The organism is Methylobacterium brachiatum, assembly GCF_020523825.1.
GTDB lineage: Bacteria > Pseudomonadota > Alphaproteobacteria > Rhizobiales > Beijerinckiaceae > Methylobacterium > Methylobacterium brachiatum.
Genome location: NZ_JAJALK010000004.1, coordinates 359,012 through 372,843 on the forward strand (window position 1 = coordinate 359,012; position 13,832 = coordinate 372,843).

General features: G+C 68.1%; 13 protein-coding genes. All 13 read left to right on the forward strand.

The window, feature by feature from the left end:
• Positions 1–12: 12 nt before the first annotated feature.
• A complete protein-coding gene (nuoE, locus tag LGR69_RS11780; RefSeq protein WP_230366148.1) occupies positions 13–1,374 on the forward strand; it encodes an NADH-quinone oxidoreductase subunit NuoE in 1,362 nt (453 codons plus the stop codon).
• 5 nt (positions 1,375–1,379) lie between these two features.
• Complete coding sequence (locus LGR69_RS31820) at positions 1,380–1,511, forward strand: hypothetical protein (protein ID WP_268868498.1); 132 nt, start codon at positions 1,380–1,382, stop codon at positions 1,509–1,511.
• A 12-nt stretch (positions 1,512–1,523) separates the two neighbouring features.
• Positions 1,524–2,825 (forward strand): NADH-quinone oxidoreductase subunit NuoF, encoded by a 1,302-nt coding sequence (gene nuoF, locus LGR69_RS11785; protein ID WP_007560748.1) that lies wholly within the window; start codon positions 1,524–1,526, stop codon positions 2,823–2,825.
• A 4-nt stretch (positions 2,826–2,829) separates the two neighbouring features.
• Positions 2,830–3,060 (forward strand): hypothetical protein, encoded by a 231-nt coding sequence (locus LGR69_RS11790; RefSeq protein WP_007560747.1) that lies wholly within the window; start codon positions 2,830–2,832, stop codon positions 3,058–3,060.
• Between the two features lie 10 nt (positions 3,061–3,070).
• Positions 3,071–5,152 (forward strand): NADH-quinone oxidoreductase subunit NuoG, encoded by a 2,082-nt coding sequence (nuoG, locus tag LGR69_RS11795; protein WP_230366149.1) that lies wholly within the window; start codon positions 3,071–3,073, stop codon positions 5,150–5,152.
• Positions 5,153–5,162: 10 nt separating this feature from the next.
• Positions 5,163–6,185 carry an NADH-quinone oxidoreductase subunit NuoH gene (gene nuoH / locus LGR69_RS11800; protein WP_007560745.1) on the forward strand — a complete coding sequence of 341 codons (1,023 nt, stop codon included), beginning with the start codon at positions 5,163–5,165 and terminating at the stop codon, positions 6,183–6,185.
• A 29-nt stretch (positions 6,186–6,214) separates the two neighbouring features.
• Complete coding sequence (gene nuoI, locus LGR69_RS11805; RefSeq protein ID WP_007560744.1) at positions 6,215–6,703, forward strand: NADH-quinone oxidoreductase subunit NuoI; 489 nt, start codon at positions 6,215–6,217, stop codon at positions 6,701–6,703.
• Between the two features lie 120 nt (positions 6,704–6,823).
• The gene (locus LGR69_RS11810) at positions 6,824–7,444 is read left to right on the forward strand and encodes an NADH-quinone oxidoreductase subunit J (protein WP_007560743.1); all 621 of its coding nucleotides are present in this window, start codon (positions 6,824–6,826) and stop codon (positions 7,442–7,444) included.
• Positions 7,445–7,466: 22 nt separating this feature from the next.
• On the forward strand, positions 7,467–7,772 hold the full coding sequence (gene nuoK / locus LGR69_RS11815) for an NADH-quinone oxidoreductase subunit NuoK (protein WP_007560740.1): 306 nt from the start codon (positions 7,467–7,469) through the stop codon (positions 7,770–7,772).
• A gap of 98 nt (positions 7,773–7,870) precedes the next feature.
• Complete coding sequence (nuoL, locus tag LGR69_RS11820) at positions 7,871–9,994, forward strand: NADH-quinone oxidoreductase subunit L (RefSeq protein ID WP_230366150.1); 2,124 nt, start codon at positions 7,871–7,873, stop codon at positions 9,992–9,994.
• Position 9,995: 1 nt separating this feature from the next.
• The gene (locus LGR69_RS11825) at positions 9,996–11,516 is read left to right on the forward strand and encodes an NADH-quinone oxidoreductase subunit M (protein WP_230366151.1); all 1,521 of its coding nucleotides are present in this window, start codon (positions 9,996–9,998) and stop codon (positions 11,514–11,516) included.
• 10 nt (positions 11,517–11,526) lie between these two features.
• Positions 11,527–12,972 carry an NADH-quinone oxidoreductase subunit NuoN gene (gene nuoN / locus LGR69_RS11830; RefSeq protein ID WP_230366152.1) on the forward strand — a complete coding sequence of 482 codons (1,446 nt, stop codon included), beginning with the start codon at positions 11,527–11,529 and terminating at the stop codon, positions 12,970–12,972.
• Between the two features lie 49 nt (positions 12,973–13,021).
• Positions 13,022–13,825 carry a biotin--[acetyl-CoA-carboxylase] ligase gene (locus LGR69_RS11835; RefSeq protein ID WP_230366153.1) on the forward strand — a complete coding sequence of 268 codons (804 nt, stop codon included), beginning with the start codon at positions 13,022–13,024 and terminating at the stop codon, positions 13,823–13,825.
• The last annotated feature ends 7 nt before the right edge of the window (positions 13,826–13,832 follow it).

Sequence of the window (13,832 nt, forward strand, 5' to 3'; positions counted from 1 at the left end):
GGCGTTAGCAGGATGGCAAACCGCAGACTCGCGCCGGCCTCTGAGCAGCCCGAGAGCTTCGCGTTCTCCCCTGAGAACGCCGAGTGGGCGAAGACCCAGATCGCCAAGTACCCGGAGGGCCGCCAGGCCTCCGCGGTGATCTCGCTGCTCTGGAAGGCGCAGGAGCAGAACGGCGGCTGGCTGCCGCGGGCGGCCATCGAGGCGGTGGCGGCCGAGCTCGGCATGCCCAACATCCGCGTGCTGGAGGTGGCGACCTTCTACACGATGTTCGCCCTGGAGCCGGTGGGCCGCTTCTGGATCCAGGTCTGCGGCACGGTGCCGTGCGATTCCTGCGGCGCCCGCGGCCTGAAGGAGATGCTCGAGGCGCGGCTGGGGCCCCCCGGCCACGTCTCGCCGGACGGCAACTTCTCCTGGCTCGAGGTCGAGTGCCTGGGCGCCTGCTGCAACGCCCCGATGGTGCAGATCAACCAAGATTATTACGAGGACCTGACGCCCGAATCGCTCGGCACCCTGATGGACGACCTGGCGGCCGGCCGGCCGGTCAAGGTCGGCTCGCAGACCGGGCGTAACGCCTCGGAGCCGCTGGGCGGTCCCGACACGCTGACCGACCCGGCTCTGTTCGACGGCTCTCGGGTCGGCGCCTGGCGCAAACGCTTCGAAGAGACTGCGAAGCCGGACGACTCGGCGGCGAAGTCCGACGAGGCCGCCTCGACCGACCGGCGCGCCGCCGATCAGCCGAAGCCCGCCCGGCCGGATGCCGGTCGCCCGGTCGAGCGCTCGGTGAGCGACGCGCCGGCCCAGCGCGCGGCCGACGGCAAGATCCCGGTCAAGGAGCAGGACCAGGCGGACGCGGCCGAGACCGGCCGTTCCACGGCCAAGGAAGGTGCGCCCCGCCAGGGCGACGCGGATGTGCAGGCAGCCCCCGCCAAGGCGATGTCCGAAGGCGAGCAGGCCGGCGGCGACCAGGGCAGCCAGGAGACGCCCGATCGCGGCACTGTCCCGCAGCAGCCGGAAGCCTCCGGGGCCAGCGAAGGCGAGGTCGCGGCGGAAGCCGAGGAAGCCCGCGTCGCCGGGGCGCTCGCCGCCCTGCCGAAGGACGCGACTCCCGAGCAGAAGGCGAACGCGGTCGGAACCCGTCCGCCGGGTCTCGACGGGGCCCGCGCCGGAAAGCCGGACGACCTCACCCGGATCAAGGGTGTCGGCCCGGGCAACAGCCAGCGCCTGAACGCCCTCGGCATCTACCATTTCGACCAGATCGCCGCCTGGACCCGCGACGAGATCACCTGGGTCGGGACCTACCTCGCGTTCCCGGGTCGCATCGACCGGGAGAACTGGGTCGGGCAGGCTCAATCGCTGTCGGGCACCGGGAACTGACCGCCATGTCCGCCGTCACAAACGCGCTGATCGACGAGGTGCTGACGGCCATGCCGGTGCGCCTGAGCGGCACCGACGCGGGCGTGCGCGCATCGCGCGCTTTCCGGCTCGATACCGTCGACGCTCCGGTCAGCTGAGGAACGAAGAACATGCTGTCGGATCAGGATCGCATCTTCACCAACCTCTACGGCCTGCATTCGCCGGGCCTGGAGGCTGCCAAGCAGCGGGGGGCCTGGGACGGGACCAAGTTCCTCCTGGAGCAGGGTCGCGACTGGATCATCGAGGAGATGAAGGCGTCGGGCCTGCGCGGCCGCGGCGGCGCGGGATTCCCCACCGGCCTGAAATGGTCGTTCATGCCCAAGAAGTCGGACGGGCGCCCGCACTACCTTGTCGTCAACGCCGACGAGTCGGAGCCGGGCACCTGCAAGGACCGGGAGATCATGCGGCACGACCCGCATCTCCTGATCGAGGGCTGCATGCTGGCCTGCTTCGCCATGGGCGCGCATGCCTGCTACATCTACATCCGCGGCGAGTACGTGGCCGAGAAGCACGCGCTCCAGAAGGCCGTGGACGAGGCCTACGAGGCCCGTCTCGTCGGCCAGTCGAACGTGCACGACTATCCCTTCGACATCTACGTCCACCACGGCGCGGGCGCCTATATCTGCGGCGAAGAGACGGCGCTGATCGAGAGCCTCGAAGGCAAGAAGGGCATGCCGCGGCTCAAGCCGCCGTTCCCGGCCAATATGGGCCTCTACGGCTGCCCGACGACGGTCAACAACGTCGAGTCGATCGCGGTCGCCGGCACGATCCTGCGCCGGGGCGGCGCCTGGTTCGCCGGGCTCGGCGGCAAGAACAACACCGGCACCAAGCTGTTCTGCGTCTCGGGGCACGTCAACAAGCCGTGCAACGTCGAGGCGGAGCTCGGCATCACCTTCCGCGAGCTGGTGGACCGGCATTGCGGCGGCATGCGCGGCGGCTGGGACAACCTGCTCTGCTCGATCCCGGGCGGCTCGTCGGTGCCGCTGGTGCCGGCCGAGCAGATCATCGACGCCAAGATGGATTTCGACACCCTGCGCAACCTCGGCTCGGGCCTGGGCACCGCGGCGGTGATCGTGCTCGACCGGTCCACCGACATCGTCGCGGCGATCACCCGGATCTCCTACTTCTACAAGCACGAATCCTGCGGCCAGTGCACGCCCTGCCGGGAAGGCACCGGCTGGATGTGGCGGGTGATGCAGCGGATGACCGAGGGTCGCGCGCAGAAGCGCGAGATCGACATGCTGTTCGAGGTCACCAAGCAGATCGAGGGTCACACGATCTGCGCGCTCGGCGACGCGGCGGCCTGGCCGATCCAGGGCCTGATCAAGCACTTCCGTCCCGAGATCGAGAAGCGGATCGACCGCTACACGGCCAACCCGCATTCCGACCCGATCCCGATGGCCGCGGAGTGACGGGATGGTGGACCAGCCCGACAACCTGCTGCTCGTCTACCTGCGTCGGATCGACGAGAAGGTGGATCGGCTGGCGGACGATGTCCGCGAGCTGAAGACACGCATGACCGCCGTGGAAGAGCACGTCGCAAAAGTCGATTTGTCGATCGCCGGCGTCAATCGGCGCATCGACCGGGTCGAGGCGCGCCTCGAACGGATCGAGCGACGCCTCGATCTCGCCGACGCCCCGCACTGAGATGGCACCGATGACAAAAATCCTCGTCGACGGCACCGAGGTCGAGGTTCCGGCCGAATACACGCTGCTCCAGGCCTGCGAGGCCGCGGGGGCCGAGATCCCGCGCTTCTGCTTCCACGAGCGCCTGTCGATCGCCGGCAATTGCCGGATGTGCCTGGTTGAGCTGAAGGGCGCGCCCAAGCCCGTGGCGAGCTGCGCCTACGCGGTGAAGGATTGCCGGCCCGGCCCGAACGGCGAGCCGCCGGAGGTCCTCACCCGGTCCGGCCTGACCAAGAAGGCCCGGGAAGGGGTGATGGAGTTCCTCCTCATCAACCATCCGCTCGATTGCCCGATCTGCGACCAGGGCGGCCATTGCGACCTGCAGGATCAGGCGATGGCCTACGGGGTCGATTCGACCCGCTACCAGGAGAACAAGCGCGCGGTCGAGGAGAAGCATATCGGCCCGCTGGTGCGGACCGCGATGAACCGCTGCATCCACTGCACCCGCTGCGTGCGCTTCCTGGCGGAGGTGGCCGGCGTGCCCGACCTCGGCGCCATCGGCCGCGGCGAGGACATGGAGATCACCAGCTATCTCGAGCAGTCGATGGCCTCGGAGCTCCAGGGCAACGTCGCCGACCTCTGCCCGGTGGGCGCCCTGGTGCACCGGCCGCAGAGCTACAATGTCCGGCCCTGGGAGCTGAACAAGACCGAATCGGTCGACGTGATGGACGCGGTCGGCTCGTCGATCCGCGTCGACACCCGCGGCCGCGAGGTGATGCAGATCGAGCCGCGGGTCAGCGAGGAGATCAACGAGGAGTGGATCTCCGACAAGACCCGCTACCATGTCGACGGGCTGCGGATGCAGCGCCTCGACCGGCCGTACCTGCGCGAGAACGGCCGGTTGCGGCCGGCCTCCTGGGGTGAGGCGTTCCAGGCCATCGCCGCCAAGGTGAAGGGTGCCGATCCGAAGCGCATCGGCGCCGTGGTCGGCGACCTCGCGGGCGTCGAGGAAATCTTCGCCCTGCGCGAGCTGATGCGCGCGCTCGGCACCCCCAACCTCGATTGCCGCCAGGCCGAGCCCGGGCTCGATCCGGCGCTGGGCCGCGCCTCGTACCTGTTCAACCCGACCATCCCGGGCATCGAGACCGCGGACGCGATCCTGATCGTCGGCGCGAACCCGCGCACCGAGGCCTCGCTCCTCAACGTCCGCATCCGCAAGCGCTGGCGCATGGCGCCGCTCGCGGTCGGGGTGATCGGCGAGCCGGTCGATCTGACCTATCCGAGCCACTACATCGGCGCCGGCCCCGAATCGCTCGCGGGCCTCGCCCGCGGCGAGCACAGCTTCATGGACGTGCTCAAGGAGGCGAAGGCGCCGCTGGTCATCGTCGGCGCCAATGTCGAGCCCGGTATCCTGGCGGCGGCCGCGGCCCTCGCCAAGGAAATCGGCGCGGTGACGCCGGAGTGGAACGGCTTCGGCGTGCTGCACACCGCCGCCGCCCGGGTCGGGGCCCTCGATCTCGGCTTCGTGCCCGGGGAGGGCGGACTTGGCTTCCCGGCCATGCTGGAGGCCGGCGGCGTCGATGTCCTGTTCAATCTCGGTGCCGACGAGCGCGATGTCGCCCCGGGCGCCTTCGTGATCTACCAGGGCACCCATGGCGACCGCGGCGCCTCCCGGGCGGACGTGATCCTGCCCGGCGCGGCCTATACCGAGAAGTCCGCCACCTGGGTGAACACCGAGGGCCGGGTCCAGATGGGCAACCGCGCCGGCTTCCCGCCGGGGGATGCCCGCGAGGATTGGGCGATCCTGCGCGCCCTGTCGGACGTGCTGGGCCACCGCCTGCCGTTCGATTCGCTCACCGCGCTCCGTCGGGCGCTCTACGCCGCGCACCCGCATCTCGCGGCGGTCGGGACCGTGGAGACCGGCGACGTCGCGGCGGCCGTGGACCGGCTCGCCGGCCTGGGTGGCGCGACGGGCGGCCCCGCCTTCGCCTCGCCGGTCACCGACTTCTACCTCACCAACCCGATCGCCCGCGCCTCGCGGGTGCTGGCCGAGTGCTCGCGCCTCGCCCGCGAGCGCGCCGCCGAGGCACAGCCGCTCGCGGCGGCAGAGTAGGGATCCGACGATGACGCCGCTCGAAATCCTCGGGACCGTGCTCCTGATCGTGCTGAAGAGCTTCGTGCTGCTCGCAGCGCTGCTCGTCTTCATCGCCTACGCGCTGCTCGCCGACCGCAAGATCTGGGCGGCGGTGCAGCTCCGGCGCGGCCCCAACGTGGTCGGGCCGTTCGGCCTGTTCCAATCCTTCGCCGACCTTCTGAAGTTCGTGCTGAAGGAGCCGGTGATTCCGGCGGGCGCCAACAAGGCGATCTACCTGCTGGCGCCGCTGGTCTTCGCGATGCTGGCCCTGTCGAGCTGGGCGGTGATCCCGCTCGCCGACGGCTGGGCGATCGCCGACATCAATGTCGGCATCACCTACATCTTCGCCATCTCCAGCCTGGGCGTCTACGGCGTCATCATGGGCGGCTGGGCGTCGAACTCGAAATACGCCTTCCTGGGCGCCCTGCGCTCGGCGGCCCAGATGATCTCCTACGAGGTCTCGCTCGGCTTCGTGATCATCTGCGTGCTGCTCTGCGCCGGCTCGCTGAACCTCTCGCGCATCGTGATGGCGCAGGACACCAGCCTCGGCCTGTTCGGCTGGTACTGGCTGTGGCTGTTCCCGATGTTCGTGGTGTTCTTCATCTCGGCGCTCGCCGAGACGAACCGCCCGCCCTTCGATCTGCCGGAGGCGGAGTCGGAGCTGGTCGCCGGTTACATGGTCGAGTATTCCTCGACGCCCTACCTGCTGTTCATGCTGGGCGAGTACGTCGCCATCATGAGCATGTGCGCCCTGGGCACCGTGCTGTTCCTGGGCGGCTGGCTGTCGCCGATCCCGTTCGCGCCGTTCACCTGGGTGCCGGGCGTGATCTGGTTCATCCTGAAGGCCAGCTTCCTGTTCTTCCTGTTCGCGATGGTGAAGTCCATCGTGCCCCGCTACCGCTACGATCAGCTCATGCGTCTCGGCTGGAAGGTCTTCCTGCCGATCTCGCTGGTCTCGGTCGTCGTCGTCGCCTTCGTGCTCAAGCTGACCGGCCTCGCGCCGGGCGCCTGAGCCCACCCGCCGAATCGGAGATCCGGGCCATGAAGCTCGATCAGGTCGCAAAGAGCCTGCTGCTGAAGGAGTTCGTGTCGGGGATGATCCTCGGCATGCGCTACTTCTTCAAGCCGAAGGCGACGATCAACTATCCCTTCGAGATGGGCCATCGCGGCCCGCGCTTCCGGGGCGAGCACGCCCTGCGCCGCTATCCCAACGGCGAGGAGCGGTGCATCGCCTGCAAGCTCTGCGAGGCGATCTGCCCGGCCCAGGCCATCACCATCGAGGCCGGCCCGCGCCGCAACGACGGCACGCGCCGGACGACGCGCTACGACATCGACATGGTGAAATGCATCTATTGCGGCATGTGCCAGGAGGCCTGCCCGGTGGACGCCATCGTCGAGGGGCCGAACTTTGAGTTCTCGGTCGAGACCCGTGAGGAGCTGCTCTACGACAAGCAGAAGCTCCTCCTGAACGGCGATCGCTGGGAGCGCGAGATCGCGCGCAACATCGCGATGGATGCGCCTTACCGGTGAGGCCATGACGGGGGCGCTGTTGTGCCCCCGCCGACCGGGTTCTATAGACGGGCCGCCCGCTGCGGCCCGTTTCCACGCAAGGCAGAAGGGGCCGCTTCGGCGGCCGATCCCGACGAGCGCATGACCGCAGCAGCCGCCTTCTTCTATCTGTTCGCGAGCGTCACGGTCGCGTCGGGCTTCATGGTGATCGCCTCGCGCAATCCCGTCGCCTCGGTGCTGTTCCTGATTCTCGCCTTCGTGAACGCCGCCGGGCTGTTCGTCCTGATGGGCGCCGAGTTCCTGGCGATGATCCTCGTCGTCGTCTATGTCGGCGCGGTCGCGGTGTTGTTCCTGTTCGTCGTGATGATGCTCGACGTGGACTTCGCCGAGCTGCGCCAGGGCTTCCAGCAATACTTGCCGATCGGCGGCCTGATCGGCGCGATCTTCCTGGTCGAGCTGCTCCTGGTGGTCGGCTCCTGGACGATCGATCCGGGCCTGGTGCAGGCGCCGCTGGGCAACGTCGCGGCGGCCGAGAACGTCACCAACGCCCAGGCCCTCGGCCGGGTGATCTACACGGAATACGCCTACTTCTTCCAGCTAGCGGGCCTGATCCTGCTGGTGGCGATGATCGGCGCGATCGTGCTGACCCTGCGCGACCGCCCGGGCGTCAAGCGCCAGAACATCTCGGTCCAGAACGCCCGCACCCAGAGCATGGCGGTGGAGACCCGCAAGGTGCCCTCCCGCCAGGGTGTCGAGGTCTGATGCCCGCCGGAGGTTTCGAACGATGATCGGCCTGAGCCACTACCTCACCGTCGCGGCGATCCTGTTCACGCTGGGCGTGCTCGGGATCTTCATCAACCGCAAGAACGTCATCGTCATCCTGATGTCGATCGAGCTGATCCTGCTCGCGGTCAACATCAACCTGGTCGCCTTCTCGACGCAGCTGAACGACATCACCGGACAGGTCTTCGCCCTGTTCGTGCTGACCGTCGCGGCCGCCGAATCGGCCATCGGCCTCGCCATCCTCGTGGTCTTCTTCCGCAACCGCGGCTCCATCGCGGTCGAGGACGTGAGCATGATGAAGGGCTAGGGCGCCCTTTTTCGCGCGCCCTGAGTTGACGGGCCCCGAGTGACAATCCGGATGCCGCCGCCCCGCGGTCGGCCCGGAGGACGGACTGCAAGAGAGCGATGTATCACGCGATCGTCTTCTTCCCGCTCATCGGCTTCCTGATCGCCGGCCTGTTCGGTCGGTATATCGGGGCCCGGGCCTGCGAGTACATCACGACGGCGTTCCTCGCCTTCACGGCCCTGATCGCCTGGGGCGTGTTCCTCGAGGGCGGCCACGCCGAACGGGTGCAGGTCGCGTCCTGGTTCTCGGCCGGCGACCTCACGGTCGACTGGGCCTTCAAGGTCGACGCGCTGACCCGGGTGATGCTCGTGGTCGTCACCACGGTCTCGACCCTCGTCCACCTCTATTCCGTCGGCTACATGCACGAGGATCCGCACCGGCCGCGGTTCTTCGCCTACCTGTCGCTGTTCACCTTCGCCATGCTGATGCTGGTGACGGCCGACAACCTCGTGCAGATGTTCTTCGGCTGGGAAGGCGTGGGTCTCGCCTCGTACCTGCTGATCGGCTTCTGGTACGAGAAGCCCTCGGCCAATGCCGCCGCCATGAAGGCGTTCATCGTCAACCGGGTCGGCGATTTCGGCTTCTCGCTCGGTATCTTCCTGGTCTTCGTGCTGACCGGCTCGGTGGCGTTCGACGCGATTTTCGCCAAGGTCGACGGGATCAAGACCCTGAGCTTCCACCTGCTCGGTCATGACTGGAACGCGCTGACGCTGGCCTGCCTGCTGCTGTTCATGGGCGCCATGGGCAAGTCGGCGCAGTTCCTGCTGCACACCTGGCTGCCGGACGCCATGGAGGGCCCGACCCCGGTCTCCGCGCTGATCCACGCCGCCACCATGGTGACCGCCGGCGTGTTCATGGTCGCCCGCCTGTCGCCGCTGTTCGAGGAGGCGCCGAACGCGCTGATCGTCGTCACGGTGATCGGCGGCATCACGGCCTTCTTCGCGGCCACGATCGGGCTGGTGCAGAACGACATCAAGCGGGTGATCGCCTACTCGACCTGCTCGCAGCTCGGCTACATGTTCGTGGCGCTCGGCGTCGGCGCCTACTCGGCCGGGGTGTTCCACCTGTTCACCCACGCCTTCTTCAAGGCGCTGCTGTTCCTCGGGGCCGGCTCGGTCATCCACGCGATGCACCACGAGCAGGACATGCGGAACATGGGCGGCCTGCGCTCCCACATCCCGTTCACCTGCGCCATGATGGCGATCGGCTCCCTGGCGCTGATCGGCTTCCCCTACACGGCCGGCTACTATTCCAAGGACGCGATCATCGAGGCCGCCTACGCCTCGACCCGGCCCGGCCACACGCTTGCCTTCCTGTGCACCGTGGTGGCGGCGTTCTTCACGTCCTTCTATTCCTGGCGCCTGTTCTTCATGACCTTCGAGGGACCGGCCCGCTGGGGTGTCCACGCGGCGCATGACCACCACGCCGCCCCGGCGGTCGCGCATTCAGGCACCGCTTCTGCCGCCCTGGCCCATGAGGCCGACGGCGCCCCGGGCCATACCGAAGGCGTGGCCCACGACGATCACGGCCACGACGTCGAGCCGGCCCACAAGAGCGACCTCGTCGCGGACGATCATCACGGCCACGGCCATCACGGGGACCACACGCCCCACGAGAGCCCGCTGGTGATGACCATCCCGCTGGCGATCCTCGCCTTCGGCGCGCTGTTTGCCGGGATCATCTTCCACGACCGCTTCATCGGGTCCGGTATGGATGCGTTCTGGGGCCATGCCCTGGCGCACGGCCCCGAGAACCACATCATGCACGAGATCCACGAGGTCCCGGCGCTGGTCTCCTACGCGCCGCTGATCATGCTGATCCTCGGCTTCGTCCTGGCCTTCTGGATGTATATCCGCCGTCCGGAACTGCCGGGTGCGCTCGCCGCGCAGCAGCCGTCGCTGTACCGGTTCCTGCTCAACAAGTGGTACTTCGACGAGCTCTACGACCGGATCTTCGTCCGTCCGGCCAAGGATTTCGGCCTGTTCCTCTGGAAGCAGGGCGACGGAAAGATCATCGACGGGCTCGGCCCCAACGGCATCGCGGCGCGCGTCGTCGACGTGACCCGCGGCGTGGTCCGCCTGCAGACGGGCTACGTCTACCACTACGCCTTCGTCATGCTCATCGGCGTCGCTGGCCTGATCAGCTGGTACCTGATGGCCGGCCTGCCCAAGGGTGCTCACTGATATGCTCGGCCTCGGCATCCTCTCCGGCCTGTTGATCGTCCCGCTCTGCGGGGCGGCCTTCATCCTCACCCTCAAGGGCGACGACGAGTCGGTGGCGCGCAACAGCCGCTGGGCGGCGCTCACCACCACGATCGTCACCTTCCTGCTCTCGCTGGTGGCCTGGGGCCGCTACGACGCCTCGTCGGCGAGCTTCCAGCTGGTCGAGAGCCATCCGTGGCTGGCCGAGACGATCCGGTTCAAGCTGGGCGTCGACGGCTTCTCGATGCCGCTGATCCTGCTCACCACCTTCCTGATGCCGTTCTGCATCGGCGCGTCGTGGACCTCGATCCACGTCCGCGTGAAGGAATACTTCGTCGCCTTCCTCGTCCTCGAGACGACGATGATCGGCGTGTTCGCCTCCCTCGACCTGCTGCTGTTCTACCTGTTCTTCGAGGCCGGCCTGATCCCGATGTTCCTGATCATCGGCATCTGGGGCGGGGCGCGGCGGATCTACGCCAGCTTCAAGTTCTTCCTCTACACCCTGCTCGGCTCCGTGCTGATGCTGCTCGCCGTTATGGCGATGTACTGGCAGGCCGGCACCACCGACATCCCGACCCTGCTCCAGTACCGCTTCCCGGTGGGGATGCAGACCTGGCTGTGGCTGGCCTTCTTCGCCTCCTTCGCGGTGAAGATGCCGATGTGGCCGGTCCATACCTGGCTGCCCGACGCCCACGTCGAGGCGCCCACGGCCGGCTCGGTGATCCTGGCGGGCATCCTGCTGAAGATGGGCGGCTACGGTTTCATCCGGATCTCGCTGCCGATGCTGCCGGTGGCGAGCCACGACTTCGCCCCCCTGGTCTTCGCCCTCTCGGTGATCGCGATCATCTTCACCTCGCTCACCGCGCTGATGCAGACCGACATCAAGAAGCTGATCGCCTACTCGTCGGTGGCCCATATGGGCTTCGTGACGCTCGGCCTGTTCACCCTGAACGAGCAGGGCATCCAGGGCGCGCTGTTCCTGATGATCTCGCACGGCATTGTGGCGGCGGCGCTCTTCCTCTGCGTCGGCGTGGTCTACGACCGGATGCACACCCGCGAGATCGCCGCCTATGGCGGCCTGGTGAAGCGGATGCCGCTCTACGCGGTGGCCATGATGGTGTTCACCATGGCCAATGTCGGCCTGCCGGGCACCTCCGGCTTCGTCGGCGAGTTCCTGTCGATGCTCGGCGCCTTCAAGGCCAACCCGAACGTCGCCTTCTTCTCGACCTTCGGCATCATCCTGTCGGCGGCCTACGCCCTGTGGCTCTACGCGAGGGTGATCTACGGCAAGCTGGAGAAGCCCAACCTCCAGGGCATCCTCGACCTCGACACGCGGGAGAAGATCATCCTGGCGCCGCTGGTCGTGCTGACGATATATTACGGCGTGCATCCGGCCCCGGTGCTCGACGTCTTCGCGCCCTCGACCGACGCGCTGATGGCCGGCATGAAGGCCGCCCTCGCCAACACCCAGACCGCGGCCGCCGCGCTGCCGCTCGCTCGCTGAGACGGAACAGATGCCCACCGTCCACTCCGTCCTACCCTCGCTGGCCCCGCTCCTGCCCGAGCTGATCCTCGGCGTCGGGGTGCTGCTCCTGATCCTCTACGGCGCCTGGCGCGGCGACCGCTCCGCCGAGAGCGTCAGCATCGGCGCCCTCGTCCTGCTGCTGTTCGCCCTGTTCGTGGTGCTGTCGCAGCCGACCGCCGGCCGGGTGACCACCCTTTCGGGGGCCTTCGTCTCGGACGCCTTCTCCAAGGTGATAAAGTCGCTGGTGCTGCTCGGCTCCGCGGCGACGATCCTGCTGGCGCACGACTTCTTCAAGCGCGAGCATATCGACCGGTTCGAGTTCCCGGTGCTGATCGTGCTCTGCACCATCGGCATGATGGTGATGGTCTCGGCCAACGACCTGATCGCGCTCTATCTCGGCCTCGAGCTGCAATCGCTGGCCGCCTACGTGATCGCGGCGTTCCACCGGGACGACGCCCGCTCCACCGAGGCCGGCCTGAAGTACTTCGTGCTCGGCGCGCTCTCCTCCGGGATGCTGCTCTACGGCGCCTCCCTGGTCTACGGCTTCACCGGCACGGTCTCGTTCCCCGGGATCGTCTCGGCGCTCAACGAGACGGCCGGGCTCGGCATCGTGCTGGGCATCGTGTTCCTGGCCGCGGGCGTCTGCTTCAAGATGGCGGCGGTGCCGTTCCATATGTGGACGCCCGACGTCTACGAGGGCTCGCCGACCCCGGTGACTGCCTTCTTCGCCACCGCGCCCAAGATGGCCGCCGTCGCCATGACGGTGCGGGTCTTCATCGGCGCCATGCCGGACGTGACGGCGATCTGGCAGCAGATCTTCATCTTCGTCGCCGTGGTCTCGATGGCGCTCGGCTCGTTCGCGGCCATCGGCCAGCGCTCGATCAAGCGCCTGATGGCCTACTCGTCGATCGCCAATATCGGCTACGCGCTGATCGGGCTCGCCTGCGGCTCCGAGGAGGGGATCAGCGGGCTCGTCACCTACATGATCATCTACCTGGCGATGACGCTCGGCACCTTCGCGATCATCCTGTCGCTGCGGCGCCGGGAGGTGATGTTCGAGTCGATCGACGACCTGTCGGGCCTGTCGCGCACCCATCCCTGGCTGGCCTTCTGCCTCGCCGCGATGATGTTCTCGCTGGCCGGCATCCCGCCGCTCGCCGGGTTCTTCGCCAAGTTCTACGTCTTCGCCGCCGCCATCAAGGCCGGACTCGTGACGCTGGCGGTGATCGGCGTGGTGACCAGCGTGGTCGGCGCCTACTACTACCTGCGGCTGGTCAAGATCATGTATTTCGACGAGCCCAAGGAGCCCTACGAGGCGATGGCCCCGGGCCTGCGCGTCGTGCTGGCTCTCTCGAGCGTCGTGGTGGTGCTGTTCTTCCTGCTCCCCGGACCGCTGGTCGGCGTCGCCGGCCGGGCGGCCCGGTCCCTGTTCTAGATCCAGCCTCGCTTCCGATGAGCCTGCGGCGCGATCAGAAAAGAACGCCTTGAGCTACCGTCTCGGGTCCGAGGCGCGCGCCCAGGGCCACCGCCTGCACGTCCACGACAGTCTCGGCTCGACCAATACGGAGGCCATGGCGCAGGCTCGGGCCGGGGAGACCGGTCCGCTCTGGGTGGTCACGCATCGGCAGGAGGCCGGACGCGGTCGGCGCGGCAACGTCTGGGCGTCGCTGCCGGGCAACCTGGCCGTCAGCGTCCTCTGGCCGGTGGCCGGGGTGGCGGCGGGTCACCTCGCCGAGCTCGGCTTCGTCGCGGGCCTCGCCCTGATCGAGGCGCTGGGTGCGGCCTGCGGCACCCTGCCGGATACCCGAACCGGCCGCGGCGCCCGATCTCTCGGGTTGAAATGGCCGAACGACGTGCTGCTCGACGGCCGGAAGCTCGCCGGGCTCCTGCTCGAGGCGGAGACGCTGCCGGGCGGCCGCAGGGCGGCGGTGATCGGCTTCGGCGTCAACGTCGCGGCGGCGCCGGAGGGGCTCGAGGCCACGAGCTTGGCCGCGACGGGTTACGCCGGCGGCGCCGAAGCGCTACTGGAACATCTCTCGGACCGGATGGCCGTGCGCGCGCGCGCCTGGGACCGGGGACGGAATTTCGCTGACCTGCGCGAGGATTGGCTCGCGCGGGCCGCGGGTCTTGGGTCGGAGATCGCGGTGCGCAGCGGCGAGCACATCCTGCGGGGGGTGTTCGAGACCATCGACGAGGGGGGGCGGCTCGTGATCCTCGCCCCCGACGGAAAACGGCATACCGTGACGGCGGGCGAGGTGCATTTTGGAACGGCCGCGACGGCGGCATGACGTTGGA

Coding starts and splice junctions, on each gene's coding strand:
- nuoH (WP_007560745.1), top strand. CDS start 5,163: ATGACGCCGCTCGAAATCCTCGGGACCGTGCTCCTGATCGTGCTGAAG.
- nuoI (WP_007560744.1), top strand. CDS start 6,215: ATGAAGCTCGATCAGGTCGCAAAGAGCCTGCTGCTGAAGGAGTTCGTG.
- nuoF (WP_007560748.1), top strand. CDS start 1,524: ATGCTGTCGGATCAGGATCGCATCTTCACCAACCTCTACGGCCTGCAT.
- LGR69_RS11810 (WP_007560743.1), top strand. CDS start 6,824: ATGACCGCAGCAGCCGCCTTCTTCTATCTGTTCGCGAGCGTCACGGTC.
- LGR69_RS11790 (WP_007560747.1), top strand. CDS start 2,830: ATGGTGGACCAGCCCGACAACCTGCTGCTCGTCTACCTGCGTCGGATC.
- nuoL (WP_230366150.1), top strand. CDS start 7,871: ATGTATCACGCGATCGTCTTCTTCCCGCTCATCGGCTTCCTGATCGCC.
- LGR69_RS31820 (WP_268868498.1), top strand. CDS start 1,380: ATGTCCGCCGTCACAAACGCGCTGATCGACGAGGTGCTGACGGCCATG.
- nuoE (WP_230366148.1), top strand. CDS start 13: ATGGCAAACCGCAGACTCGCGCCGGCCTCTGAGCAGCCCGAGAGCTTC.
- nuoN (WP_230366152.1), top strand. CDS start 11,527: ATGCCCACCGTCCACTCCGTCCTACCCTCGCTGGCCCCGCTCCTGCCC.
- LGR69_RS11825 (WP_230366151.1), top strand. CDS start 9,996: ATGCTCGGCCTCGGCATCCTCTCCGGCCTGTTGATCGTCCCGCTCTGC.
- nuoK (WP_007560740.1), top strand. CDS start 7,467: ATGATCGGCCTGAGCCACTACCTCACCGTCGCGGCGATCCTGTTCACG.
- nuoG (WP_230366149.1), top strand. CDS start 3,071: ATGACAAAAATCCTCGTCGACGGCACCGAGGTCGAGGTTCCGGCCGAA.